The sequence below is a fragment of the Kitasatospora sp. NPDC096077 genome, assembly GCF_040303245.1.
GTDB lineage: Bacteria > Actinomycetota > Actinomycetes > Streptomycetales > Streptomycetaceae > Kitasatospora.
Genome location: NZ_JBEOSV010000060.1, coordinates 1 through 25170 on the forward strand (window position 1 = coordinate 1; position 25170 = coordinate 25170).

Sequence of the window (25170 nt, forward strand, 5' to 3'; positions counted from 1 at the left end):
GGACGCTTCCTTCGGACCGCCTTCCAGCGGGCCCTCCGGGCGCTTCGTTCTTTCGTGTTTCCAGCTTACCAGATGTTTTCCGCTCCGTTTTCCGGAGTTTCATTCATCCGATTTCCCGAACTGGCCGGGTCCGCTTTTCGCGACGACCACCACGTTAGCGCATTTCCGGTGTCACCCGAAATTCACGCCCACACCCTGTCGACGGCAACGCCGAAGAAACCCAACCGAATGGGCTTCGAGGTGTGAGTGGGGCCGCCTCTCCGGCGACTGGTAGACAGTACCCCTCCTCCTCCCCCGGAACAAACGCCCAGCCCGGGGCTACCCCGGGGCCGCACCCGCGCGGCCCCGGGGCGGGCTGTCACCGCTTCAGGTGCCGGCGGCTCAGCGGAACAGGCGGTCGCCGCTGCCGGCCATCCGGTGGGTGCCGCTGTGGTGGTTCACCCAGTCGCGGACGAGGTTGATCGCGTTGGCGCACTGCCAGCTGTCGTCGTACTCCCGGACGCCGGTGAAGGCTCCGTAGCCCGCGATGATGCCGTCCACCTTGGCGTCGCCCAGGAGCTTGTCGACGTACCAGGGGTCGTTGTAGGTGGCGGTCCAGGAGAGCGTGGCCGCGAGCCGGCCCGACGCCCGGTCGGCCGCTCCCTTCTTCAGTTCGGCGCAGGTGTTCCAGGTGGCCTCGGTGCAGTTGCCGAAGCCGTTGGTGATGTCGGTGTCGCCGTAGTCCATCGCCCGGTGGCCGACCGGGATGCCGCCGCCGGAGCTGTTGAAGGCGCCGACGACCTTGTCGCGGCTGCCGGTGGTGGTCATCCCCTCCAGCTTGCCGAGCTTGCCCTCCAGGCTCTTCCAGCCGCGGCCGCCCACGTCCGGGGTGTTGCCGGGGTGGTACTCGAAGAAGCCGTAGAGCACCTGGATGCCGGCGGCGGTCAGCCGCTGGGCCTTGTCGTGGAGTCCGGCGACGCTGCAGGTGCGGTTGGGCTCCTCGCCGCAGTAGTTGGGGTCCTTGATGTCCAGCCAGACCAGCGACAGCCGGCGGCCGGCGTTGGCGTTGGCGAGGATCCGGTCGATCATCGCGTCGAAGCTGGGGCCGAGCCGGTTCTCACCGGCCGAGGAACAGTCGTGGTAGGCGCGCCACTCGTTGGGGTTCCACCAGGCGCAGACGTCGATCTCGATGCCGTTGGCGCCGTGCTTGAGGGCGGCGTCCACGCCGTCCAGGGTGTCGACCCGGTGGGCGATGGCGTAGATCGCGTGGCGCTGGTCGGCCGCCGCGGCCGGGGAGGTGCCGAGCGTGGTGCCGCCGACGATCCCGCACAGCGCCGCGGCCAGCGCCGGAAGCACCCGGACACCGTTCTTGAGGTGGCTGGACAAGGGAACACTCCGTTCCTGTCAGTTCAACATCCTGAGGTGGACATGACCGATCAGCACCAACTGTACGTCGTCGAACGGTAGATGGTGGCTGAACCAGGTATGAACACAGACCTTCCAACGGCCCAGCCGGTCCGCGGTGTCGCACCTGTTCCCCACCCGGGGCCGCTGCCGTAGCGTGACCGCATGACCACGATCCCGAACTCCCGGTACGACGCCGTGATCGTCGGCGGCGGGCACAACGGACTGGTGGCGGCCGCCTACCTCGCCCGGGCCGGGCGGCGGGTGCTGGTCCTCGAACGGCTGCCCCGGGTGGGCGGGGCCGCCGTCTCCGCCCGGGTGTTCCCAGGGGTGGACGCCCGGCTGTCGCGCTACTCCTACCTGGTCAGCCTGCTGCCCCGGAAGGTGGTCCGGGAGCTCGGGCTGCGGCTGGAGCTGAGGCGGCGCCGGATCGCCTCCTACACCCCCGCCGTCCGGGACGGGAAGCCCACCGGGCTACTGGTGGACGCCGCCGACCCGGCCCGCACCCGGGACTCGTTCCGGGCGCTGACCGGTTCCGACCGGGAGTGGCAGGCCTGGCAGCGCTTCTACGGGATGACCGCCGAGGTGGCCCGGCAGGTGTTCCCGACCCTCACCGAGCCGCTGCCCACCCGGGCCGAACTGCGGCGCCGGGTCGGCGACGACACCGCCTGGACCGCCCTGTTCGAGCGCCCGCTCGGCGAGGAGGTCGAACGCCGCTTCACCGACGACCTGGTGCGCGGCGTGGTCCTGACCGACGCGCTGATCGGCACCTTCACCCATGCCCACGACCCGGAACTCCGGCAGAACCGCTGTTTCCTCTACCACGTCGTCGGCAACGGGACCGGCGACTGGGACGTCCCGGTCGGCGGCATGGGCGCGGTGACGGACGCGCTCGCCGAAGCCGCGCTGGCGGCCGGTGCGGAGATCCGGACCGGCTGCGAGGTCACCGCCATCGCCACCGACGGCCACGGCGACGCCGAGGTGTCGTACCGGCACGGGGACGAGAGCGAGGCGACGGTCGCGGGCCGCCGGGTGCTGGTGAACGCCGCCCCGGCCACGCTGGCCCGGCTACTGGGCGAGGAGCCAGGGCCAGGACCGGCGCCGGAGGGCTCCCAGCTGAAGGTCAACATGGTGCTGCGCCGGCTGCCGCGCCTGCGGGACGCGGCCGCGGATCCTCGCGAGGCCTTCGCCGGGACCTTCCACATCGCCGAGGGCTACCGGCAGTTGGAGACCGCGTACGCCGAGGCGGCGGCCGGGAGGCTGCCCTCGGCCCCGCCCTCCGAGATCTACTGCCACACCCTCACGGACCCGTCCATCCTGGGACCGGAGGCGGCCCGGCAGGGGCTGCACACCCTCACCCTGTTCGGGCTGCACATGCCCGCCCGGCTCTTCGGCGTCCCGTACGACCGGGCGGCCGAGGAGCGCGCGCTCGCCGCGAGCCTGGCGCAGCTGGACGCGGTGCTGGCCGAGCCCGTCGCGGACTGCCTGGCCGTGGACGCCGACGGACGGCCGTGCATCGAGGCCAGGACGCCGCCGCAGTTGGAGCGGGAGATCGGGCTGCCGGGCGGCCACATCTTCCACCGGGACCTGGCCTTCCCCTTCACCGAGGAGGAGCCGGCCGGGGTCGCCGCCCGTTGGGGCGTGGCGACCGCCCATCCGAACGTGCTGCTGTGCGGGGCGGGCGCGGTGCGCGGCGGCGGGGTCAGCGGCATCCCGGGGCACAACGCGGCGCAAGCCGTCCTGGCCGGCCCGGACCGCTGAGCGGCGGCGGGACGGACCAGGACGGCGAGTGGATGGGTCAGGCGCGGGCGAGCAGCCAGCCGCCGAGGCCGTCGCAGGCCCAGGCCGCGTAGCTGGTGGAGCGGAAGCCGGCCGGGATCGGCGAGCCCGGGCAGCCCCACAGGCCGGCGCGGGCGGTGTTGTGGCGCCAGGCCCCGGCTCCGTCGCAGCCGGTGGTCATGTGCCCGGTGATCACGTAGCCGGCCACCACCGGGGAGCCCGAGCAGGTCCAGATGCCGTCGTGCGGCAGGCTGTGCTGCCAGGCGCCGATGCCGCCGCAGCCGGCCCGCAGGTGGTTGCTGATGACGTAGCCGGGCACGACGGGCGAGCCGGAGCAGGTCCAGATGCCGTTGTGGACCAGGCTGTGGCGCCAGGCGCCCATGCCCCGGCAGCCGGTGGTCTGGTGGTCGGTGATCACGTAGCCGGCCACCACCGGGGAGCCGGAACAGGTCCAGATGCCGTCCTTGGCGGGCTGCTGGTACCAGGAGCCGTAGCCGTTGCAGCCGGTGCTGTCGTGGTCGGTGATGACGTTCCCGGGGGCCACGGGCTGCCCGGAGCAGCTCCACTTGCCCGGGCCGCCCCAGCTCCAGCCGGCCTTGGCCTCCGCCACGGACATCCCGGAGACCGTGCCGCCCAGGGCGACGGCCGTGACCAGGGCGACCGACGCCGCGACGGCCCTGACCCCCCGCCCGGCGACCCGGTCCGTCACACGCTTCCATATCCGACGCAGCATCATGTCCGGTGTTCTCCAGTGGTGTTGAGGACGGGGGTGTCGAGGACGGTGGCGGAACGGAGTCACCCTAGGTGATGATCACGTGAAAGTTCGGCGGAGGATCCAGGAATTCCGCGTCCGGACTCCACCTTGTCCGAAAGCCGTCACCTGGCCGCCGGGGTCCCCGTCTCAGCTGACGGGACTTTCAGCACACAGAGCGATCTTGTCCCGCCCCGCGGGTAAGGTGGTGCACCGTGGCCAGTCGGAAAACGTCGATCATGGAAGCAGCCGCGCGGGTGATCGCGCGGCGCGGGGTGCGCGGGCTGCGGGTGGAGGAGCTCGCCGCCGAGGCGGGTGTGTCCACCGCGTTGATCTACTACCACTTCAAGGACCGCACGGGGATCCTCCGGCAGACGCTGGAGTTCATCAACGACCGGGCGGAGCGCTACACGACCGAGCGCGCCGCGGACGCACCGCCGCTGACGGCCCGCGAGGAGCTGGAGCAGACCCTGCTGCTGGAGCTCCAGGACTCCGTCGAGGTGCGGGAGAACAGCACCGCCTGGGGCGAGCTGCGGGCGAGCGCGGTGTTCGACGACACGCTGCGCGAGGACCTGGCGCGGGCCACCCGGATCTGGGTGCAGGAGGTCGCCGAACTGCTCGGCCTGGTGCAGCCGATGTCCTCGGCGGTCGCGCTGGCCGGCGCGGCCGAGCGGCTGACGGCGCTGCTGGAGGGGCTGAGCACCCGTTGGCTCAGCGGCAGCCTGCCGCTGGCCCACGCCCGCACGCTGATGGTGGACGCGATCGAGGCCGAGGTGTCCCGGCTCGGGTCCTGAGCGCCCGAGAACCCGAAGGTCCGAAGGCCCGGCACGCCCCCTGGATCCCCCAGTTCCCCGAAGGCCCCGGGAGCTCCGACCGTACGCCCGGATTCGTCACGCTCCGTACGGGATTCCACCCGCCGAGTCATGGCACGCCGCTGAGTTTGACTGATTTTTCAGTCAGTGCAAGCCTGGCGTCGCAGGCAGGGTGCTCCCGCCGGCCCGTTCCCGTGGTGCGCCGGTGCGTAGCGGCGCGAAGAGTGGGTCCTGGCGGCTCCCGCACCCTCCCCCGGCACCGTCGCACGAACTGGAGACCCTCATGACCAGCTACCACGACGCCCACTCCGCCGAGAGCTATCCCTGGGTGCCCGCGGACGACGTCCCGCACGCGCGGACCTGGATGTCCTGGCCCTCCCGCCGGGGCGTGTGGGGACTGCGCCTGGGCGGCGTCCAGGAGGACATCGCGCTGATCGCCCGCACCATCGCCGAGTTCGAGCCGGTGGTCATGTGCGCCCCCGACGACTGGACCGCGGACAAGGCCCGCGAGCGGTGCGGCCCGGCCGTGGAGGTGATCACCGCCATCCCCACCGACGACCTGTGGATGCGCGACACCGCGCCGGTGTTCCGCCGGGACGGCCACGGCGGCCTGGACGCCGTCGTCCTCAACTTCAACGGCTGGGGCAACAAGCAGGTCCACTACGACGACGCCCGGGTGGCCGAGCGGATCGCCGCCCGCCGCGGCCTGCGCCACACCTACGCGGACTTCGTCGGCGAGGGCGGCGCGATCGAGACCGACGGCGACGGCACCGTGATGGCGACCGAGAGCAGCCTGGTCAACAAGAACCGCAACCGCGGCATGAGCCGGGACGAGATCGAGGAGTCCGTGCTGGAGGCCTACGGCGCGGACACGATGATCTGGCTGCCCGGGATCAAGGGCCAGGACATCACCGACGACCACGTGGACGTCACCTCCCGGTTCGTCCGGCCCGGCGTGGTGATGGTGCAGCTGCCGCCGGCCGACCGCAACGACGAGTGGGCGCGGGACGCCCGCGAGCAGTTCGCGATCCTCTCCGCCGCGACCGACGCCCGGGGCCGCCGGCTGCACGTGATGGTGGTGCACGGCCCGGACACCGTCCGCTCGCGCAGCTCCAAGTTCGTCGACTCCTACCTCAACTTCCACCTCGTCAACGGCGGCGTGATCACCGCCCAGTTCGGCGACGCCTACAAGGACGCCGCCGCGCGGGAGACGCTCGCCGCGGCCTTCCCCGGCCGCGAGGTGGTGCAGCTCGACGTCGACCGGCTGATGACCGGGGGCGGCGGCATCCACTGCTCGACCATGCACGAGCCGATGCCGTGACCCGACCCGACCCGTCCGCCCAGCACCGACCTCGACCGCAGTACCGGAGTACCCGTATGACCGACGCCCTGTCCCGCCGCAGCATGATCCGCACCCTCGCCGTCGCCGGCGCCGGTGTCGGCGCCCTCGCCCTCGGGCTGACCGCCTGCGACGCCACCGACGACGTGGACGGCGCCGTACCGCCCACCCAGCAGCCCGGCGCCACCCCCGGCGCCCGGCGCTTCGGCGCCGAGTGGGAGAAGCACCTGCGCACGGTGATGTCCTGGCCCGCCTCCGAGAACGTCTGGGGCGACCAACTCCCGGACGTCCGAAGGGACGTGGCCGGTCTGGCCCAGGCCATCGCCGCCCGGGAGCCCGTCGTGCTGATGGCCCGCCCCGATCAGAAGGACGCCGCCCAGCAGGCCTGCGGCTCGGCGGTCGAGGTGGTGCCGATCGCCGTCGACGACCTGTGGGCCCGGGACACCCTGCCGGTGTTCGTCGAGGAGGGCGGCAAGGTCAAGGGCGTCGACTTCAACTTCAACGGCTGGGGCGGCAAGCAGCAGCGCGGCAACGACTCCAAGGTCGCCCGGGCGGTACTCGCCAAGTACGGCGTGGAGCGGATCGAGACCCGGCTGGTCGGCGAGGGCGGCTCCTTCGAGAGCGACGGCCAGGGCACCCTGCTGGTCACCGAGAGCTCGGTGGTCAACGCCAACCGCAACCCGGGGATGAGCCGGGACCAGGTCGAGGCCGAGCTGAAGAACGTGCTCGGGGTGACCAAGGTGATCTGGCTGGCGGGCGTCAAGGGCAAGGACATCACCGACGCCCACGTCGACTGCCTGACCCGCTTCGTCGCCCCCGGCGTCGTCCTGCTCGACCAGGCCTTCCCCGGCGGGCCCGCCGACGTCTGGTCCCGCGCGGCCGACCAGGCCCGCGGCGTGCTGAAGAACGCCACCGACGCGACCGGGAAGAAGCTGCAGGTGATCGAGCTGCAGCAGCCCGACCCGGACAAGATCACCGGCCGCGGGGACGCCTTCGTCTCCTCGTACATGAACTTCTACGTCGGCTCCAAGGGCGTCTACCTGCCCAAGTTCGGCGACGACCGGGCCGACACCCGGGCGCAGCAGACCCTCAAGCAGTACTTCCCGGGGCGGGAGATCGTGCCGGTGAAGATCGACGCCATCGCGGCCGGCGGTGGCGGGATCCACTGCGCCACCCACGACATCCCCGCCGTGGGGTGACCGGACGGGCCGGTCCGGGCGTCCTGGGGACGGACGCCCGGACCGGCCGCTGTTCGGGGCCGGGTCCGGTCGGCGGACCGGATCCGGCCCCGGCGGGTTCAGGACCCCGTCGGGTTCATGGCCTCGGCCGGACAGGACCTACGCGGCAGGCTGCTGCTGGGTGACGCAGTGGATGCCGCCGCCGCCCGCCCCGAGGTAGTCGATGTTCAGTTGCTCGACGGTGCGGCCGGGGAACAGCGCGGCGAGGGCGTCGCGGGCGGCGGCGTCGGCCTGGGTGTCGCCGAACTGGGCCGAGATCACCGCGTTGTTGCACAGGTAGTAGTTGACGTAGGAGCCGACGAAGTTGGGGTCGGTCGAGCGGATCAGGTAGTAGTCGGGGCCCTGGACGGTGCCGACCGTGATCGGGGTGCCCTGGGCGCCGGTGGCGGCGCCGAGGATCGCGTACTGCTGGCGCTCGTCCTGGGACCAGATGTCGGTGTCGCCCGGCAGCGGCAGTTGGACGACGGCGGTGCCGGCGCCGAGGAAGCGCGAGGTGGCGTCCACGTGGTCGTCGGTGATGTCCTGGCCCGCGATGCCGGGGAACCAGATCACCTCGGTGGCACCGTAGGCGGCGCACATCGCGGCCTCGATCGCCGTCTGGGACAGGCCGGGGTTGCGGTCGGCGTTGATGATGCTGCTCCGGGTGGCCATCAGGGTGCCCGCACCGTCGGTCTCGATGGCGCCGCCCTCGGAGACCAGTCCGGCGGCGGTGAACGGCAGGCCGAGGTACGCGGCGACCCGCTGGGCGACCAGGGCGTCGTTGCCGTGCGGGTTCTGGTGGTTGCCCCAGCCGTTGAAGTTGAGGCCGATGGTGTCGAGGCCGCCCGCGCCGTCGGTGCGGAAGACCGGTCCGGTGTCGCGCATCCAGCAGTCGTCGACCGGGACGTTCCCGATGACGGTGACGGCCGAGCCGCATAGCGAGCGCGCCTTGGCGACGCTGGCCGGGTTGGCGCACATCGTGACCGGTTCGTACCGGGCGATGGTCCGGGCGATCAGGGCGATGTTCGCCTGGGCGCCGCCGAGTTTGCCGCGCCAGATGGTGGTGCTGTCCGGCCAGGCCATCCAGGTCCGGGTGTGCGGGACGGTGTCCGGCGGTACCCGGAGGCCCGCCGCGAGGCTCCGGCCGGTGGGGGTTTCGCGGCGCTGCGCCGCGTGGGCGGGCCGGCCGGTCGCGGCGGTCAGCGCGGTGCCGGCGGCGGCGAGCCCGGCGGCCGTCAGGAACCGGCGGCGGCCGAGCCTCAGGTCGGTCACGGTGTGCGGTCTGGAGCCTTCCTCCATCACTGCCTCCCAGTCAACGTCCATGTGGGGTGGACGAGTTGCCCGAAAGGTAGAACTGGCCAAGCGCTCGGTCAATACCTCGCGGAAGCATCCGCCGCCGTTCCGCCCTGCGGTGTTCCCGGAGTCGTTACAGTGGCGGCCATGGCGACACGGGAGACGGCCGGGGCTCCGGGCACGGGCTCGGCACCCAACGGCGGACCGGCCGACGGACCGAACGACGGACCGGGCGGCGAACCGGCCGGCGCCCGCCCCCGGGCCTCCGCCAAGGGCGAGCAGACCCGGGCCCGGTTGGTCGCGGCGGCCCGCACCCTGCTGTCCGGCGACGGCGCCGGACGCTTCACCACCCGCAACGTGGCCGCGCTCTGCGGGGTCTCGCACGGGATGTGCCACTACCACTTCGCGGACCGCACCGAGCTGATCGTCGCGGTGGTGGTGGACATCCGGCCCGAGTGGATCGCCCCGCTGGAGCGGGCCGTCGACGGGCCCGGCGGCTACGCCGAGCGCGCCGGGCGGGTCCTGGCCCTGCTCACCCGCCCCGAGAGCCCCGACCTGGCCCGACTGCACGCGGCCCTGCACTGGCTGGCCCTCGACGACGACCGGGTCCGCACCGCCCTGGAGGCCGAGTACGCGCGCTGGCGGGCCGCCTTCGTGCGGCTGTTCCGCCGCCTGGTCGAGGAACGCGGCGCCGCCGCGGACCCGGTCCCGCTCGGCGAGGCCCTGGCCGCCGCCGTGGACGGGCTCGCCGCCATCGGCTCGCTGGACGGAACGGTGGACGACGGACGGGTGCTGCGGACCCTGCTGGACTCGCTGTCCGCCACCGTCTGAGCCGTCCACCCGCTCACGGCCCGGCGGGCCCGGCCGGTGGTTCGGACCCGGCGGTCTCCGCCCGCCGCGCGCGGTGCTCGACCCGGGTGCCCGCGACGACGGTGAACGCCAGGCTCGCGGCGATGATGCCCTCGGCCCAGAAGAACGCCAGGTAGTCCATCAGCGAGCCGATCGGCGGCGAGCCCGGTGCCGCGTTGCGCATCCCGATCAGCGCGAACAGGGTCGCGGCCATCCAGCCGAGCGAGGGCCAGACCAGGCCCTCGCGCTTGCGGAAGAGCACCTCCGCCCCGGCCAGCACGGCCAGCGCGAGCGCCCACATCGCGGCGATCATGAACCAGGCCAGGATGAAGGTGCTGCGCCCCCTGGTGACCTTCCCCTCCAGCAGCCGCGCGCCGGCGGTGAGCGGGGTACTGGTCGGCCGGACGACGAAGAACGGGTCGGCGTCCGCGAACACCAGGCCGACCGGCACCGCGCCGGCGGCGTCCGTGGCCGCGAACCCCAGGGCGAAGTGGTACCGGTCGAAGGGGTAGTCCGACTCGGTGCCCTCGTAGAGGTTCGCCTGGACGGCCTGCGGCGTCGCCGGCTCCCCCGGCGCGGCCCGCAGGTCGGTGCGGGCCGCCGACAGCGCGCTGATGTCGACCTGGCGGGTGAACGCGGTGGAGTCCGGGCCCTCGGCGAGGCCCCCGTGCGGGACGGGCACCACGTAGAGGGTGAGCTCCCCCGTACCGGGGTCGATCTCCTGGGCGGTGAGGTCGAGTTCGATCCAGTCCCCGGTGGTCGGCAGGGCCAGCTCCCTGGTCTGCTGCCGGGTGTCGCGTTCGTTGAGGTACAGCGCGATGCCGGCCGAGCAGAGCACGGCGAGGATCAGCAGCGCGAGGGCGAAGCGGTTGCCGCGCAACCGGGCCGGGCCCCTCACGCCGAGGCGGCGGGGCTGGCGGAGGCCGACGGACGGGCGGGGGCGGGGGCGGGCGAGGCGCCCGGGAGGGCGGGCTGCTGCTGGGTGGCGCAGTGGATGCCGCCGCCGCCCGCGGCGATGTGGTTGATGCCGACCTGGGTGACCTTGCGGCCGGGGTGGAGGTCGGCGAGGATGCCGGCCGCGCGGTCGTCGGCGGTCTTGTCGCCGAAGCGCGGGACGATGACGCCGCCGTTGCAGACGTAGTAGTTGATGTAGGTGGCGAGGAAGTTCTTGCCCGCGCCCTGGATCTGGTCGAGGTCGGGTTCGGGCAGGTCGACGATCTTGAGCTTGCGCCCGTTGGCGTCGGTCGCGGACTGGAGCACCTGGAGGGCCTGCGCCGAGGCGGTGGTCCAGACGTCCGGCGGGGTGTCGGCGGCCGGGCGGTGCAGGACGACGGTGCCGGGTTCGGCGAAGCGGGCGAGGGCGTCCACGTGGCAGTCGGTGATGTCCTGCCCGGCGACGCCCTTGAACCAGAGCACCTTCTCGACGCCGAGCAGTTCCTTGAGGCTCGCCTCGATCTGGTCCCGGGTCTTGCCGGGGTTGCGGTTGTCGTTGACCCAGGAGCTCTCGGTGGCCATCAGGGTGCCCTCGCCGTCCACCTCGATGGCGCCGCCCTCGCCGGTGATCGGCGCCTGGATGCGGGTGATCCGGTAGTGGTCGAGGAGGTTCCGGGCGACCTGGCCGTCGTTGGCGTGGGTCTGCTTGCCGCCCCAGCCGTTGAAGTTGAGGTCGACGCCGGCCAGGCCCTGGGGGCCGGTGACGAAGGTGGGGCCGGTGTCCCGGGCCCACAGGTCGTCGACCGCCAGCTCCAGCACCTCGACCGAGGAGCCGCAGGCCTGGCGGGCCTGGTCGGCCTGGTCGGGGCGGGCCAGCAGGACGACCTGTTCGTACCCGGCGACCGCCTGGGCCAGGGCGGCGATGTCCTGGCGGACACCGGGGAGTTGGTCGCCCCACACCTCCTCCAGGGCCGGCCAGGCCATGAAGGTGCGGGTGTGCGGACTCCACTCGGCGGGCATCGCCCGCCCCTCGGCGCCCGGGCTCGCGGCCGGGGCCGTCCCGCCCGGGCTGGGCTGCCCCTCCGTCCCGCCGGCCGAGGAGCCGGCGGAGCCCGAGGAGTCGGAGGAGCAGCCGCCGGCCAGGGCCAGCGCGGCGAGCGCGGCACCGGACTGCAGGAGCACACGGCGGGACGGCCGGGAGGGAGCCATGGGGCCTCGTTCCGGTAGGGGTCGGTTCCGGCTCCGCAGGCTACTGAGGAGCCGGTCGCGAACCGGCGCGGCGCGGCTCCGCCGTCCGGGGGAATCCCCCGCTCAGGCGTCGGCGGACGCCTCCTTCTCCCGGCGCAGCCGGTGTTCGGTGCGGATGCCCGACCAGGCGGTGCAGGCCAGGCTGGCGGCGATGATGCCCTCGGCCCAGAAGAAGGCCAGGTAGTCCATCAGCGAGCCGATCGGCGGCGCGCCGGGGGCGGCGTTGCGCATCCCGATCAGGGCGAACAGGCTGGCGGCCATCCAGCCGAGGGAGGGCCAGACCAGTCCCTCGCGCTTGCGGAAGAGCACCTCGGCGGCGCCGAGGACGGCCAGGGCGAGGGCCCACATCGCGGCGATCATGAACCAGGAGAGGATGAAGGTGCTGCGGGAGCGGGTGATCCTGGCGTCCAGGGTGACTCCGCCGGTGGCCGAGGCCCTGGCCTCCGGGCGCACCACGAAGAACGGATCGGTGTCGGTGAAGACCAGGCCGACGGGGACGGCCTTGCCGCCGCTGGTGGCGCCGAAGTTGGCCTCGATGCGGTAGCGGTCGAAGGGGTAGTCGGTCTTGGTGCCCCCGTACATCCCGACCTGGACGGCCTGGGCGGTCGCGCTCTCGCCCTCGGCGGCCTTGACGGTGGCCTTGGGGAGGCCGCCCAGGGTGATCTCGACCGGGCGGGCGAAGGCCGGGGAGTCCGGGGCGGCGGCGATCCGGCCGTGCGGGACGGGGGTGACGTAGAGGGTCAGCTGCTGGCCGGTCGGGTCGACGTCCTGGGCGGTGACGTCCAGTTCGATCCAGTCGGGGGCCGAGGGGACGGCCAGTTCCCGGGTCTCCTCGCGGGTGTTGCGCTCGTTGAGGTAGAGCCCGATGCCCGCCGAGCAGAGGGTGACGACCACCGCCAGCAGGGCGGTGAACCGCCAGTGGCGGCGGCGTCGGGGGGTCGGCGGCCCGGCCGGCTCGGTGCCGGCCGGTGCGGTGGTGGCCGGTGCGGCCGTGGTGATGTCGTCGGTGGTGAGCTGCACGGTCGTCCTTTCCGCGGCGGAGGGCGCCGGGCGGGCGGGGTCGCCGCCGGCCCGGCGCGCTCCGCCGGTGGTGCTCGTTCGCCCGGGCACCGCGCAGGTCCCACCACCTGCCGGGCGCCCGGGCCGTCTTACAGTGCGCGGCGCGCGGCGGCGATCCGGTCGGGATCCCAGCCGGGCCGGGGGACGGACTCCAGCAGCAGCCCGGTGTAGGGGTGCTGGGGGGAGTCCAGGACGTCGGCGGTGGGGCCTGATTCGACGATCCGTCCGTTGCGCATCACGACGACCTGGTCGGTGACGCAGCGGACGACGCCGAGGTCGTGGGTGATGAACAGGTAGCCGATGCCGGTCTGTTCGCGGATGTCGGCGAGCAGGTTGAGCACCTGGGCCTGGACCGAGACGTCCAGGGCGGCGACCGCCTCGTCCAGGACCAGGACGGCCGGGCGGACGGCCAGTGCCCGGGCGATGGCGACGCGTTGGCGCTGGCCGCCGGAGAGCTGCCGGGGCAGCGCCTCGGCGGCCCGGGTGCCCAGGCCGACCTGGTCGAGGAGTTCCCGGATCCGGGCCGGGTGGTCGGTGTCGGGGAAGTGCAGCCGCAGGGTCTCGCGCAGCACGGCCTCGACGCTGGTGCGCGGGTCCAGGGAGAGGTACGGGTCCTGGAAGACCATCTGGACCTCGCGGGCGCGGGCCAGCCGTTCGGCCCTCCCCCGGGCCCGGCCGGTCCGGGCCCGGCCGGTCCGGGCCCGGCCGTGCACCAGCACCTGGCCGGCGTCGGCCTGTTCGAGGCCGACCACGATCCGGGCGGTGGTGGTCTTGCCGGAGCCGGACTCGCCGACGATGCCGAGCGAGCCGCCGGCGGCGAGGTCGAAGGTGACGTCGTCCACGGCCCGTACGGTGCCGAAGGTGCGGTGCAGTCCGCTGACCCGCAGGACGGGCTCAGTCATCGGTGCGGCTCCCTTCCAGCGGGAGGTCGAGCGGGCGGTCGAGTGGTCGGTCCAGCGGGAGGTCGAGCGGGCGGGCCGACGGGCCGTCCAGCGGGTGGTGGCAGGCCGCCGGGTGCTCGCCGCGCTGGACGGGCACCTCCTCGCGGCACAGCTCGGTCGCGTACCGGCAGCGCGCGGCGAACACGCAGCCCGTCAACTCCTGCCGCAGGTCCGGCGGTTGGCCGTCGATGGCGGCGAGCCGGCCGGCCGGTGCGGCCACCCCGGGGGTGGCCGCGAGCAGGGCGGCGGTGTACGGGTGCCGGGGCCGTTCGAACAGCGCGGCGGCGGGGCCGTGTTCGGCGATCCGCCCGGCGTACATCACGTAGACCCGGTCGCTGATGGCGGCGGCGAGGCCGAGGTCGTGGGTGACGAACAGCAGCCCGGTGCCGAAGCGTTCGCGCAGCCGGCCGAGCAGGGCGACCACCTCGGCCTGGCTGGTGACGTCGAGCGCGGTGGTGGGCTCGTCGGCGAGCAGCAGGATCGGGTCGCCCATCAGGGCGGCGGCGATCATCACCCGCTGCAGCATGCCGCCGGACAGCTGGCCGGGGTAGTGGCGCAGCAGGTCGGGGCGGAGGCCGACGGCGTCGAGGAGTTCCGCGGCGCGCCGGTCGGCGTCGGTGGCGCTCATGGCGCCGGTCAGGCGCACGCTCTCGGTGAGGAAGTCGCCGATCCGGCGCAGCGGGTTGATGGCGGCCCGGGGGTCCTGGAAGATCATCGCGGCCTGGCCGGTGCGCAGGGCGCGCAGCCGGTCGGGGTCCATGGTCAGCACGTCCCGGCCGTCGACCAGCACCTCGCCCTCGGTCGTGGCGCCCGGCGGCAGCAGGCCGAGGGCGGTGCGGGAGGTGAGGGTCTTGCCGGAGCCGGACTCGCCGACCAGGGCGACGGTCTCGCCGGGGGCGACGGTGAGGTCGACGCCGTCCAGGACGGGGCGGGCGGTGCCGGGCAGTCGGAGCCGCAGGCCCTGGATGTCGAGGGCGTTCACGTGGTCCTTCCGGTGGTGCGGGGGTCCCCGGTCGTGCGGTCCCCGCTGTTCGTGCGCTTCCCGTGGTTCATGGGCTCGCCGTGGTTCATGGGCTCGCCGTTCACGCGGACCTCCGGGCGACCTGGTCGGCCCAGCGTTCGCCGACGACGTTGAAGGCGACCACGGTGAGCACGATCAGGGCGCAGGGCAGGATCGCGGAGAGCGGGTAGCCGTGCTGGATCGCGGTCTGGCCGTCGAAGACCATCCGGCCCCAGTCGGGGGTGAGGGCGGGGACGCCGAGCCCGAGGAAGGAGAGGCCGGCCAGGTCCATCAGGGCGTAGCCGAAGTTGACGGCGGACTGGGCCAGCACGATCGGCGCGATGTTGGGCAGGACGTGCCGCAGGCAGATCTGCACCGCGGAATGGCCCTGGACCTGGTACGCGGAGACGTACGGCCGGGTCCGTTCGGCCAGCACCAGCGAGCGGGTGAGCCGGGAGACGTACGGCAGGTAGGCGATCGCCAGGGCGACGACGGGGGCCATCAGGCCCTCCCCGTAGACCGAGACGATCAGGATGGCGAGCAGCATGCCGGGGAAGGCGAAGACCAGCTCGGTGCTACGGGAGAGCACGGAGTCCAGCCAGCCGCCGCGCCAGCCGGCCGCCAGGCCGACCGCGATGCCGGCGACGGTGGAGAAGACCACCACGCCGAGCGGGCCGAGCAGCGAGGTGCGGGCGCCGGTCAGCAGCCGGGAGAGGGTGTCGCGTCCGGCGGCGTCGACGCCGAGCAGGTGCTCGGGCGAGGGCCCGGCGAGGGCGTTGCTCAAATCGACGCCGTTCGGGTCGTACGGCGCCAGCCAGGGGGCGAGCAGCGCGGCGAGCACCACCAGGGCGGCGAAGCCGAGGCAGATCAGGTGGAGCGGGCCGCCGGCGGACTTGATCCGGGCGAGGCCGGGGCGGCGGGTGAGGCCCGACCGCTGGGTGAGACCGGTACTCATGCGCCGGACCTCCTGGAGCCGAGGGTGACCCGGGGATCGACCAGCGGGTGGAGCAGGTCGACGACCAGGTTCACCGTCATGAACAGGGCGACGATGATCAGGGAGATGGCCTGGACGGTCGGGAAGTCCTTGGTGGTGGTGGACAGTTCGAGCAGCTGGCCGAGTCCGCCGACGCTGAACGCGGACTCCACCAGGATGGTGCAGACCAGCAGGGTGGAGACGATCAGGCCGCCGGTGGTCAGCACGGTGCCCAGCGAGTTGCGGAACACGTGGCGGCTGATCACCTCGCGCTCCGGGACGCCCCGGCTGCGGGCGACGGTGACGTGCTCGCCCTCCAGGGCCTCCAGCATGGCCGAGCGGGTGACCCGGGCGAGCATGCCGATCAGGTACAGCGCGAGGGCGATCGCCGGGAGGGTGAGGTGCCAGACCATGTCGCCGAAGCCGTCCCCGGCGCCGCTGGTCGGGAACCAGCCCAGCTTGACCGCGAACAGGCCCTGGAGCAGGACCGCCGCGACGAAGGAGGGGGTGCCGAGGGCGAAGGTGGTGGTCACCAGGATGGTGGCGTCGGTCGCCCCGCCGCGCACCGCGCCGAGCCGACCGAGCACCAGGCCGAGGACGACCACCACGACCAGCGCCATGCCGACCAGCAGCAGGGTGGCCGGGATCCGGTCGGCGAGCAGCTTGGAGACGTCGGTGCGGTAGGTGATGGAGCGGCCGAAGTCGCCCTGGAGGACCTGGCCCAGCCACCGGAGGTAGCGGACCAGGAACGGGTCGTCCAGGTGGTACTGCTCGTTGATCGCCTGGAGGGCCTCCGGGGAGGCCGAGCGGCCGGAGAGCAGGAAGCTCGCCGGGTTGCCCGGCGCCAGGTACATCGCGCCGAAGACCACGAAGGAGGCGCCGAGCAGGGTGACCGCCATCTCCAGCAGGCGTCGGGCCGCGAACCTCAGGAAGCCCATCGCTCCGGGGGAGTTCACCGGGCGGCCCCCACGTCGGCGGCCCACGGGTAGTACATGTAGGAGATGGTGGTCGGGGCGCCGGTGACCCGCTTGTTGAGGAAGAGGGCGGTGGGCCACTCGGCGACCGGGATCCAGAGCAGCTGCTGGGAGGCGGTCTGCTGGAGCTTGGCCTCGATCGCGCCGCGCTTGGCCGGGTCGTACTCGGCGGTGGCCTGGTCCACCAGGCCGTCGTAGGCCTGGTCGCTGTAGCCGCCGAAGTTCTGGTAGGCGCCGGTCTTGAAGTTGGCCAGCAGGTCGAGCGGGTCGGTGATCGAGTTGTAGTAGGTCTCGGGGAACAGGTCCAGGCCCTCGCGGGCCTTGGGGTCGGTGAACAGTGCCGTGAAGGCGTTCGGGGCGATGGTCTTGAGCTGGACGTTCAGGCCGATCTGCGCGCCCGCGGACTGCACGGCGGTGGCGAGCAGCGAGACGTCCTGGCCGATGCTGCTGGTGGCGACGGTGACGGTCTTGCCGGTCGCCCCGGCCTCCTTGACCAGGGCCTTGGCCTGGTCGAGGTCCTGGGTGGTGGGGGTGAGGTTCTCGAAGGCGCTCTTGCGGACGTCGTCCGGGGCCCCGCCCCAGGCGGCCCTGGTGGTGAGCGCGCCGGTGACCGTCCCGGCGCCGGCCAGGCCGGTCTTGATGAAGCCGGAGCGGTCGAGCGCCAGGGACAGCGCCTTGCGGACCCGGACGTCGCCGAGCACGCCCTGGAGGTTGGTGACGTTGAGGTTGACGGTGCTCAGGCCCTCGCCGAAGTAGAGCGTGCCGACGCCGCTCTTCCGCAGCCGGTCGTAGCTCTCGGTGGGGATCAGGTAGCCGCCGTCGACCTCGCCGCTGAGCATCGCGTTGGTGCGGGCGGAGGGGTCGGTGAGGAAGCGGAACACGGCCTTCTTGGACTTGGCCTTGGTGCCCCAGTAGTCGTCGAAGCGGTCGAGTTCGATCGACTGGCCCTTGTTCCAGGTGCCCAGCTTGAAGGGTCCGGTGCAGTCCAGGCTGCCGCCGGTGCCGTAGTCCTTGCCCGCCGCCTCCACCCCGGCCTTGGCCGCGACGACGCCCGCGGCGGTCGCCATGTACTGCGGGAACTGGGAGTCGGGGCGCTTGAGCTTGACGGTGACCTGGAGCGGGCCGGTCGCGGTGACGGAGTCGACGTTCTGGAACGTCTGGGCCCAGGACGCGGCGTTGTCCGGGTTGGTCTGCCGGCCGAAGCTGTAGACCACGTCGTCGGCGGTCATCACCGAGCCGTCGTGGAAGTGCACACCGGCGCGCAGGTCGTAGACCCAGGTGGTCGGGTCCGGGTTGGTGGCCTTCTCGGCCAGTCCGGGGGCCAGGGTGAGCTGGGGCGTCCAGCGCATCAGGCTCTCGCAGACGTTGGACAGGATGGTGTTCTGCGGGTAGTCGAAGGCCTGGATGTAGTCCAGGGTGGGCGGTTCGGCGTAGGTGGCCCAGGTGAAGGAGTCGATGTCGCCCTTGGCCGTGGGGGTGGAGGCGGAGAGCTGGACGCCCCCCTGGTCGGCGGCGCCGCCGTGCGGCGGGCCGGAGCAGGCGGCGACCAGGGCGGTGGCGGACAGCAGGGCTGTGGCGGCGAGCGCGAGCCGGCCCGGGGAGGCGGCTCGGCCCGCGGGGGTGAGGGTCATGAGGGTGGGCTTCCGGTCGGTACGGGGAGAGGAAGTACGGTGCGTGGGGCGGAAGTTCGGTGCGGTGCGGTTCCGGCGTGCGGTTCGCTTCCGGCGTGCGGTGCGGTTCGCTTCGGGTGTGCGGTGCGTCAGCCGCGGGCGGCCGGGAGCTGCTGGGTGATGCAGTGGATGCCGCCGCCGCCCCAGGCGATCACCCGGGAGCGGACGCCGACGACCTTGCGGTCCGGGTGCGCCTGCGCCAGGACGGCCAGGGCGCCCTCGTCCTCGGGGTGGTCGGCCACCGGGACCACGACCGCGCCGTTGGCCAGGTAGTAGTTGAGGTAGCCGACCTCGACCTCGCGGCCGTCGACCTCCACGAACGCGGCCTGCGGGAGGTCGACGATCTCGAACGGGCGGCCCTGGGCGTCGGTGGAGTGCTCCAGCACGGCGCGGTTGGCCCGCATCCGGGCGTAGTCGGGGTGCTCGGGGTCGGCCGGGAGCTGGACCACGACCTTGCCGGGGGCGGCGAAGGCGCAGACGCCGTCGACGTGCCCGTCGGTCTCGGTGTCCAGCAGGCCGCCGTAGGGCAGCCAGATCACCTTGGTGACGCCGAGCCGCGCCGTGAGCTCGGCCTCGATCTCCTCGCGGCTCATCCCGGGGTTGCGGTTGGGGTGCAGCAGGCACTGCTCGGTGGTGATCAGGGTACCCTCGCCGTCGACGGTGATCGCGCCGCCTTCGAGGATCATCTCGGAGCGGACCGCGGGGACGCCGAGGTGGTCCAGCAGCAGGGCGCTGATCCGGTCGTCGGCGTCCCAGGGGTGGTGCTTGCGGCCCCAGGCGTTGAAGCGGAAGTCGACGCCGGCCCGGCGGCCCTCGCCGTCGAGCACGAAGATCGGCGCGGAGTCGCGGAACCAGGAGTCGTCCATGGGCAGTTCGACGACGGTGACACCCTCGCCGCACAGGGTGCGGGCCTCCTCGCCGTGGCCGGGCGGGGCGGCCATCGTCACCGGCTCGAACCGGGCGATGGTGCGGGCCACCTCGGCGTACTCGCGCTTCACCTCGGCGAGGGTGTCCCCCCACAGTTCCTCACGGACGGGCCAGGCCATCAGGCAGCCCTCGTGCTCGGTCCATTCGGCGGGCATGCGGTGGGTGACGGTCACGGGTACCTCTTCGGGATCGGGTGGTCGGGTGGGGTGTTGGGCCCGGCGGCCCGTCTCCGTGGGGTCGGGCCACGGGCCGCCGGGGGTCTGGACGGGTCCGGATCGGAACGGGTCCCGGTCGGGACGGTCCGGATCGGGACGGTTCAGAGGAGGGGTGGCACGGTGGGCTGGGACTGGGTGGCGCAGTGGATGCCGCCTCCGCCGCCCGCGATGGTGTCGATGTTCAGCTGGACCACGTCGCGGTCCGGGAAGGCGGCTTGGAGGATCACATAGGCCATCCCGTCGGCAACGGTGTCGCCGAACTGCGGGACGAACACGGCGCCGTTGGCGGTGTAGAAGTTGGTGTAGCTGGAGAGGAAGTCCTTGCCCCGGCCGCGGATCAACGTGCGGTCCGGGCCCGGGAGTTCGGTGACGACCAGCGGGCGGCCCTGGGCGTCGACGGCGCCGGCCAGGGCCTGCTTGGCCTGCTGGTAGACGTCGATCCAGACCTGGTCGGTGCCCGGGCCGGGCCGGTCGAGCAGGACCCGGCCGGGGGCGGTGAAGCGGGCCAGGCAGTCGACGTGGTCGTCGGTGATGTCCTGGCCGGCCAGGCCGGGGAGCCAGATCACCTTGTCCAGGCCGAGGCCGGTCCTCAGGGCCTGCTCGACCTGGTCCTGGGTCATGCCGGGGTTGCGGTTCGGGTTGACCAGGGAGCTGACGGTGGCCAGCAGGGTGCCCTGGCCGTCGGTCTCCAGGGCGCCGCCCTCGCCGACGAAGGACGCCCGGATCCGCGGGACGCCGTAGTCGGCGAGCAGGGCCGCGGCGACGGCGGCGTCCTCGGCGTAGGGCTGGTAGTACGGCGTGCCGCTCTTGCCCCAGCCGTTGAAGTTGGTGTCGACCCCGGCGATCGCGCCCGGGGCGGTCAGGAAGGTCGGGCCGAAGTCCCGTATCCAGAGGTCGTCGTCGGCGATCTCCAGCACGGTGATGCCGTAGGAGCCGCCGCGGCCGAGCCAGTAGCGGGCGTCCTCGGCCTGCTCCGGGCGGGCCACCACGACGACGGGCTCGTAGCGGGAGATCGCGCAGGCGACCCGGGCGATGTCGTCCCGGACGGCCGAGAGCTGGTTGCCCCAGATCGAGGACAGCGCGGGCCAGGCCATGAAGGTGCGGTCGTGGCAGTCGGTCTCGGCCGGCATCCGCAGCGTGGTGGGGGTGGCTGCGGTGCCGGCGGCGGTGGCCGTCGACGGTTCGGGGGCCGTCGGGTCCGGGGCCGCCGCCCGGGCGGGGCTCGGCAGGGCCGCGCCGAGGGCGAGCGCCGGGAGGGCCGCCGCGCCGAACTGGAGAAGTCTTCGGCGTGCGGGCACGGGGGTGGCCCGGGAAGGCGTGGGGGTGGTCATGAACGCTCCCTGCAAGAGGTGGGGAGGTGTGGGGGTTGCCCCGCATCCTGTACCTCACTGAAAATCCAGTCAACCCTGTGAGCAGGATTACGCGAGCCGAACTGACAAATTGATCAGGATTTCGTCAAGGTCGGGCTCCGGGCCGGTAGAGTTGGCGCCCATGTCGGACCGCCGGAGAGGCATACTCGAAGCCGCCACCCGCGTCATCGCCCGACGCGGCGTGCGCGGCCTGCGGATGGGCGAACTGGCCGCCGAGGCCGGCGTGTCCACCGCGCTGATCTACTACCACTTCACCGACCGGGCGGGGATCCTGCGCGAGACGCTGGAGTACATCAGCGAACGCGCCGACCACTACACCGCCGAGGACGAGGCCGCCCCCGCCCGGACGCCGCCGGGCGACCGGGACCCGCGCACCGAGCTGGAACAGGTCCTGCTGCTGGAACTCCAGGACACCACCGAGGTGCGGGAGAACAGCACCGCCTGGGGCGAACTGCGGGCGAGCGCCGTCTTCGAACCGGACCTGCGCGAGGACCTGGCGCGGAACACCCACAGCTGGGTGCACGACGTCGCCGAACTGCTCGCCCACGCCGACCCGTTCGGCACCGCCACGGCCCACGCGGCCGCCGCCGAGCGGCTGACCGCCCTGGTCGAGGGCCTCAGCGTGCGCTGGCTGAGCGGCTCGCTGCCGGTCGAGCAGGCCCGCCGGCTGCTCCACGGCGCGATCGAGGCCGAGCTGGGGAACGGCCGCCCGGGCGCCGTCCGCGGCCCGGGCGGGGGCGGATTCGATGGATCCTGACGGAACCTCTAAACTCTGCGGCGCCAGCGGGCCGCCGGCCGCCCGTCCGAGGGCGCGGCGGCTCCGCTTCCCGTCCCTGTCCGCCGAGAGAGGCAGCCCGCATGTCCGCTGACCGATCCCCCTTCGCCCTCCAGCCGGTCTTCCAGGAGCTGGCCCCGGACGACCCGCGCGAGATCGGCGGCCACCTGCTGTACGCCCGGCTCGGCGCCGGCGGCATGGGCCGGGTCTACCTCGCCTACACCCCGGGCGGCCGCCCGGTGGCGCTCAAGGTGGTGCGCCCGGAGCTGGCCGGGGACCCGGAGTTCCGGGCCCGGTTCGCCCAGGAGGTGGCCAGCGCCCGGCTCATCCACGGCCTGTTCACCGCCCAGCTGGTGGACGCCGGCCCGGACGACCCCACCCCCTGGCTGGCCACCACGTACGTGCCCGGCCCCTCGCTCCAGCAGGTGGTGCAGCGCCACGGCCCGCTCCCCGAACGCACCGTGCTGCTGCTGGTGGCCGGGATCGCCGAGGCGCTCCAGGCGATCCACGCCAGCGGGGTGGTGCACCGCGACCTCAAGCCCGCCAACGTGCTGATCGCCGCCGACGGCCCCCGGGTGATCGACTTCGGCATCGCCCGCGCGGCCGACGCCGTCGCGCTGACCGGCACCGGACTGCGGATCGGCTCGCCCGCCTACATGGCCCCCGAGCAGGCCGTCGGGCAGGCCGCCACCCCGGCCACCGACGTCTACGCCCTCGGCGCGCTCGCCGTCCACGTCGCGGGCGGCACCCCGCCGTTCGGCGACGGCCCGCACCCCGCGGCGCTCTACCGGACGGTGCACGAGGAACCCGATCTCGACCGGGTGCCGGAGAGCCTGCGCGCACTCTTCCGCCGCTGCCTGGCCAAGCGGCCGGAGGACCGGCCGACCACCGCCGAGGTGATCGCCGCCGCCCGCAGCCACCCGGCCGTCGGCGGGCACCTCCGGTTCGGCGAGGACTGGCTGCCGCAACCGCTGACCAGCCAGATCACCCGGCACGCCGACCTGCCGCAGGCGCCCGCCGAGGCCGCCCGGCCCGGGCTGGACGCCCTCCCGACGGTGCTCGCGCCGTCGCCGGGGCCCACGCCCACGCTGCTCGCCACCGGGCCCGCGGCGGCGGCCGCTCCCCCGCCTGTGGAGGCGCGGCCCGAGGTACGGCCCGGGGTTCGGTCCGGGGTGCGGCCGAAGCGGGCCCGCGGGCGGACCGCGCTGATCGCCGTCGTCGCCCTGGCCGTGGGCGCCGCGGCGGCCGTGCTGGTGCTCGACGACCCCGATCCGGTGGAGGCGGCGACCGCCGACGCCCCGGTGTCCGGCTCCCCCGCACCCGGCACCCCCGGCACTCCCGTCGCCCCGTCGACGCCCGGCGGCGCACCGAGCCCCACCCGGTCGGCCCCCGCCGGCGCCGACGCCCCGTCGGGCCGCCCGACGCCGCCCGGGCCCGCCGCCGCCTACACGGCCGACTACCGGGCGGCGGAGCTGACCTCGGCGGATCCCGGTTACGAGTTCGACCTCGCCGCGGGCACGGTGGTGCCGACCGACAGCGTGAGCTGGTACCTGGGGCGCAGCGACAGCGAGTTCCTGATCCCGGAGGGCGCCGACTCCTTCCTCGGCCGGGACGCCGGCCTCGGCCCCGCCGAGTGCCTCCAGGGGCTCGCCGACCACCCCACCGCGCGGGTGCCGTTCAGCGCGGTGGGCTCGCGGGCCTTCTGCGTGCGGTCGGCGGACGGCCGGGAGCTGGCCGTCGTCCGGGTGCTGTCGGCGGCGGGCGCGGACGGGCCGGTCCGGGTCTCGCTGGACCACTACCGCCGCAACGGCTGAGCGCTCCGGGCGTGGGGGGGGGGGGGGGCCCCCCGCCCCGCCGGGGGGGGGGGGGGGGGGGGGCGCCCCCCCCCCGCGCCCGCGCGCCGGTCAGGCCGGTCGCCGGGGCGGTTCGGCCTTCGCGGCGGGCGGTGGTGCGGGTGCCGCGGGGGCGGCTGCGGGAGCTCCGACGGCCGGTGCGCCCGGGGCCGCCGGTTCCGCCGTGGCCTGGTCCTCCTCCCGCATCGCCGCCGTCTCCGCCTTGAGGATGCGCATCGACTTCCCCAGTCCGCGCGCCATCTCGGGCAGCTTCTTGGATCCGAAGAGCAGCACCACGACCGCCAGCACCACCAGCAGGTGCCAGGGTTCCAGTCCGTTGCGCAGCATCGCCGCCTCACCCGGCCTTTCGTCGTCGGGACCGGGACCGGGGCCGGGTACGGGCGGCCCCGGTCGTCTCGGGGTGGTTTGGGTGGTCTTCACCGGTCTTCACCGTAAAGCTTGACTGATTTTTCAGTCAATGCGAGAGTTCAATCCGGCGATGCCGGGCGCCCGTGCCCGCCGCCGACCGGCGCCATGCGCAGCACTCCTCGGAGCCCCGCCCGCCGCGCCGGACCGTTCCGCCCTCAGCCCCACCGGAGTCCACCGTGTCCCAGTCCTCCCTCGCGCGCCGCACGGTGCTGCGTACCCTCGCCGGCGCCGGCCTGATCGCGGTCGGCGCGACCGCCTGCGCGGCCACCGACGACGACCGGGCGGATCCGGCCGCGCCGTCCTCCTCCGCCCCCGCCGACCAGCCCACCGGCGGCACCGCCCCGACGCCCGCCCCCTCCGCGACCGGCTCCGCCCCGGCCGGCGGGCGCCGGCTCGGCGGCGAGTGGGAGAAGCACGAGCGGACCTTCATGGCCTGGCCCGCCTCGGAGAACGTCTGGGGCGAACAGCTCGGCGCGGTACGGAAGGACATCGCCTCGGTGGCCCGGGCCATCGGCGGCCGCGAGCCGCTGGTACTGCTGGTCCGCCCCGGCCAGGAGGACTCGGCCCGCAACGCCTGCGGCAAGGACGTCGAGCTGCTGTCCGTCCCGGTGGACGACCTGTGGGCCCGCGACACCGTGCCGGTGTTCGTCGAGGAGGGCGGAAAGGTCAAGGGCGTCGACTTCAACTTCAGCGGCTGGGGCGGCAAGCAGGAGCACGCCAACGACGCCCGGATCGCCCGGGCCGTCCTGGACAAGTACGGGGTCGAGCGGGTCGCGACCCAACTGGTCGCCGAGGGCGGCTCGTTCGAGAGCGACGGCCAGGGCACGCTGCTGATCACCGAGAGCTCGATCGTCAACGCCAACCGCAACCCGGGCCGCGACCGCGACCAGATCGAGGCGGAGCTCAAGCAGGCCCTGGGCGTCACCAAGGTGATCTGGCTGGCCGGCGTCAAGGGCAAGGACATCACCGACGCCCACGTCGACTGCCTGGCCCGGTTCGCCGCCCCCGGCGTGGTCTTCCTGGACCGGGCCTTCCCCGGCACCCCCGCGGACGTCTGGTCCCGCTCCGCCGACCAGGCCCGGGCCGTCCTGGCGGAGGCCACCGACGCCACCGGCAAGAAGCTCAAGGTGGTCGAGATCAGCCAGCCCGACCCGGACCGGATCACCGGTCGGGGCGACTCCTTCGTCTCCTCGTACATGAACTTCTACATCGGCAACAAGGGCGTCTACCTGCCGAAGTTCGGTGACGCGCGGGCCGACGGGCACGCCCAGGAGGTGTTCAAGGACCAGTTCCCGGACCGCGAGATCGTCCCGCTGCCGATCGACACCATCGCCTCCGGCGGCGGCGGCATCCACTGCTCCACCCACGACCAGCCGGCCGCCGGCTGAACCGGCCCGCCGA

At 73.5% G+C, this 25170-nt stretch carries 23 protein-coding genes; 9 read left to right on the plus strand and 14 right to left on the minus strand.

Annotated features, from left to right (window positions below; translation table 11 throughout):
- On the plus strand, positions 1-246 hold a 246-nt coding region (locus tag ABTZ03_RS33980), incomplete at its 5' end, for a hypothetical protein (protein WP_350517007.1).
- Between the two features lie 135 nt (positions 247-381).
- On the opposite strand, the gene ABTZ03_RS33985 is transcribed toward ABTZ03_RS33980, so the two are convergent.
- On the minus strand, positions 382-1365 hold the full coding sequence (locus ABTZ03_RS33985; RefSeq protein ID WP_350517008.1) for a PI-PLC domain-containing protein: 984 nt from the start codon (positions 1363-1365) through the stop codon (positions 382-384).
- 183 nt (positions 1366-1548) lie between these two features.
- On the opposite strand from ABTZ03_RS33985, the gene ABTZ03_RS33990 reads away from it, so the two are divergent.
- Positions 1549-3144, plus strand: coding sequence for a phytoene desaturase family protein (locus tag ABTZ03_RS33990; RefSeq protein ID WP_502894673.1), 1596 nt, complete (start codon positions 1549-1551; stop codon positions 3142-3144).
- 37 nt (positions 3145-3181) lie between these two features.
- On the opposite strand, the gene ABTZ03_RS33995 is transcribed toward ABTZ03_RS33990, so the two are convergent.
- Positions 3182-3871 (minus strand): hypothetical protein, encoded by a 690-nt coding sequence (locus tag ABTZ03_RS33995; RefSeq protein WP_350517009.1) that lies wholly within the window; start codon positions 3869-3871, stop codon positions 3182-3184.
- A gap of 281 nt (positions 3872-4152) precedes the next feature.
- Between ABTZ03_RS33995 and ABTZ03_RS34000 the strand changes: the two genes are divergently transcribed.
- The 3 genes from ABTZ03_RS34000 (at position 4153) to ABTZ03_RS34010 (ending at position 7263) form a co-directional block, all read left to right on the plus strand.
- The gene (locus tag ABTZ03_RS34000) at positions 4153-4707 is read left to right on the plus strand and encodes a TetR/AcrR family transcriptional regulator (RefSeq protein ID WP_350517010.1); all 555 of its coding nucleotides are present in this window, start codon (positions 4153-4155) and stop codon (positions 4705-4707) included.
- A 301-nt stretch (positions 4708-5008) separates the two neighbouring features.
- A complete protein-coding gene (locus ABTZ03_RS34005; protein ID WP_350517011.1) occupies positions 5009-6046 on the plus strand; it encodes an agmatine deiminase family protein in 1038 nt (345 codons plus the stop codon).
- Positions 6047-6102: 56 nt separating this feature from the next.
- Positions 6103-7263, plus strand: a complete 1161-nt coding sequence (locus ABTZ03_RS34010; RefSeq protein WP_350517012.1) for an agmatine deiminase family protein — start codon at positions 6103-6105, stop codon at positions 7261-7263.
- A gap of 138 nt (positions 7264-7401) precedes the next feature.
- On the opposite strand, the gene ABTZ03_RS34015 is transcribed toward ABTZ03_RS34010, so the two are convergent.
- Complete coding sequence (locus tag ABTZ03_RS34015; RefSeq protein WP_350517013.1) at positions 7402-8553, minus strand: agmatine deiminase family protein; 1152 nt, start codon at positions 8551-8553, stop codon at positions 7402-7404.
- Between the two features lie 168 nt (positions 8554-8721).
- Here ABTZ03_RS34015 and ABTZ03_RS34020 point away from each other — a divergent pair, with 168 nt between their 5' ends.
- The gene (locus tag ABTZ03_RS34020; RefSeq protein ID WP_350517014.1) at positions 8722-9405 is read left to right on the plus strand and encodes a TetR/AcrR family transcriptional regulator; all 684 of its coding nucleotides are present in this window, start codon (positions 8722-8724) and stop codon (positions 9403-9405) included.
- A 13-nt stretch (positions 9406-9418) separates the two neighbouring features.
- Here ABTZ03_RS34020 and ABTZ03_RS34025 read toward each other — a convergent pair whose 3' ends face one another.
- The 10 genes from ABTZ03_RS34025 to ABTZ03_RS34070 form a co-directional block, all read right to left on the minus strand.
- A complete protein-coding gene (locus ABTZ03_RS34025) occupies positions 9419-10303 on the minus strand; it encodes a DUF8686 domain-containing protein (protein ID WP_350517015.1) in 885 nt (294 codons plus the stop codon).
- Between the two features lie 14 nt (positions 10304-10317).
- The gene (locus ABTZ03_RS34030) at positions 10318-11565 is read right to left on the minus strand and encodes an agmatine deiminase family protein (protein WP_350517016.1); all 1248 of its coding nucleotides are present in this window, start codon (positions 11563-11565) and stop codon (positions 10318-10320) included.
- A 102-nt stretch (positions 11566-11667) separates the two neighbouring features.
- Positions 11668-12624 carry a DUF8686 domain-containing protein gene (locus ABTZ03_RS34035; protein ID WP_350517017.1) on the minus strand — a complete coding sequence of 319 codons (957 nt, stop codon included), beginning with the start codon at positions 12622-12624 and terminating at the stop codon, positions 11668-11670.
- Positions 12625-12752: 128 nt separating this feature from the next.
- The gene (locus tag ABTZ03_RS34040; RefSeq protein ID WP_350517018.1) at positions 12753-13565 is read right to left on the minus strand and encodes an ABC transporter ATP-binding protein; all 813 of its coding nucleotides are present in this window, start codon (positions 13563-13565) and stop codon (positions 12753-12755) included.
- Positions 13558-14586 carry an ABC transporter ATP-binding protein gene (locus ABTZ03_RS34045; protein ID WP_350517019.1) on the minus strand — a complete coding sequence of 343 codons (1029 nt, stop codon included), beginning with the start codon at positions 14584-14586 and terminating at the stop codon, positions 13558-13560. The genes ABTZ03_RS34040 and ABTZ03_RS34045 overlap by 8 nt, the downstream gene beginning before the upstream one ends.
- A 100-nt stretch (positions 14587-14686) precedes the next feature.
- On the minus strand, positions 14687-15559 hold the full coding sequence (locus ABTZ03_RS34050) for an ABC transporter permease (RefSeq protein ID WP_350517020.1): 873 nt from the start codon (positions 15557-15559) through the stop codon (positions 14687-14689).
- The gene (locus ABTZ03_RS34055; RefSeq protein ID WP_502894675.1) at positions 15556-16533 is read right to left on the minus strand and encodes an ABC transporter permease; all 978 of its coding nucleotides are present in this window, start codon (positions 16531-16533) and stop codon (positions 15556-15558) included. Before ABTZ03_RS34055 ends, ABTZ03_RS34050 begins: the two co-directional genes overlap by 4 nt.
- The gene (locus ABTZ03_RS34060) at positions 16530-18182 is read right to left on the minus strand and encodes an ABC transporter substrate-binding protein (RefSeq protein ID WP_350517021.1); all 1653 of its coding nucleotides are present in this window, start codon (positions 18180-18182) and stop codon (positions 16530-16532) included. The genes ABTZ03_RS34055 and ABTZ03_RS34060 overlap by 4 nt, the downstream gene beginning before the upstream one ends.
- 128 nt (positions 18183-18310) lie before the next feature.
- Positions 18311-19321 carry an agmatine deiminase family protein gene (locus tag ABTZ03_RS34065; RefSeq protein ID WP_350517022.1) on the minus strand — a complete coding sequence of 337 codons (1011 nt, stop codon included), beginning with the start codon at positions 19319-19321 and terminating at the stop codon, positions 18311-18313.
- 143 nt (positions 19322-19464) lie between these two features.
- Entirely contained in the window at positions 19465-20694 is a 1230-nt protein-coding gene (locus ABTZ03_RS34070) for an agmatine deiminase family protein (RefSeq protein WP_350517023.1), read from the minus strand.
- Positions 20695-20854: 160 nt separating this feature from the next.
- Here ABTZ03_RS34070 and ABTZ03_RS34075 point away from each other — a divergent pair, with 160 nt between their 5' ends.
- Together ABTZ03_RS34075 and ABTZ03_RS34080 are read left to right on the plus strand one after the other, a co-directional pair.
- Entirely contained in the window at positions 20855-21490 is a 636-nt protein-coding gene (locus ABTZ03_RS34075) for a TetR/AcrR family transcriptional regulator (RefSeq protein WP_350517024.1), read from the plus strand.
- A gap of 101 nt (positions 21491-21591) precedes the next feature.
- Positions 21592-23322, plus strand: coding sequence for a serine/threonine-protein kinase (locus tag ABTZ03_RS34080; protein WP_350517025.1), 1731 nt, complete (start codon positions 21592-21594; stop codon positions 23320-23322).
- A 90-nt stretch (positions 23323-23412) separates the two neighbouring features.
- Here the strand turns inward: ABTZ03_RS34080 and tatA are convergent, their stop codons facing one another.
- Positions 23413-23688, minus strand: coding sequence for a Sec-independent protein translocase subunit TatA (gene tatA, locus ABTZ03_RS34085; protein ID WP_350517026.1), 276 nt, complete (start codon positions 23686-23688; stop codon positions 23413-23415).
- 257 nt (positions 23689-23945) lie between these two features.
- On the opposite strand from tatA, the gene ABTZ03_RS34090 reads away from it, so the two are divergent.
- Positions 23946-25157, plus strand: a complete 1212-nt coding sequence (locus ABTZ03_RS34090; protein ID WP_350517027.1) for an agmatine deiminase family protein — start codon at positions 23946-23948, stop codon at positions 25155-25157.
- Positions 25158-25170: the final 13 nt, after the last annotated feature.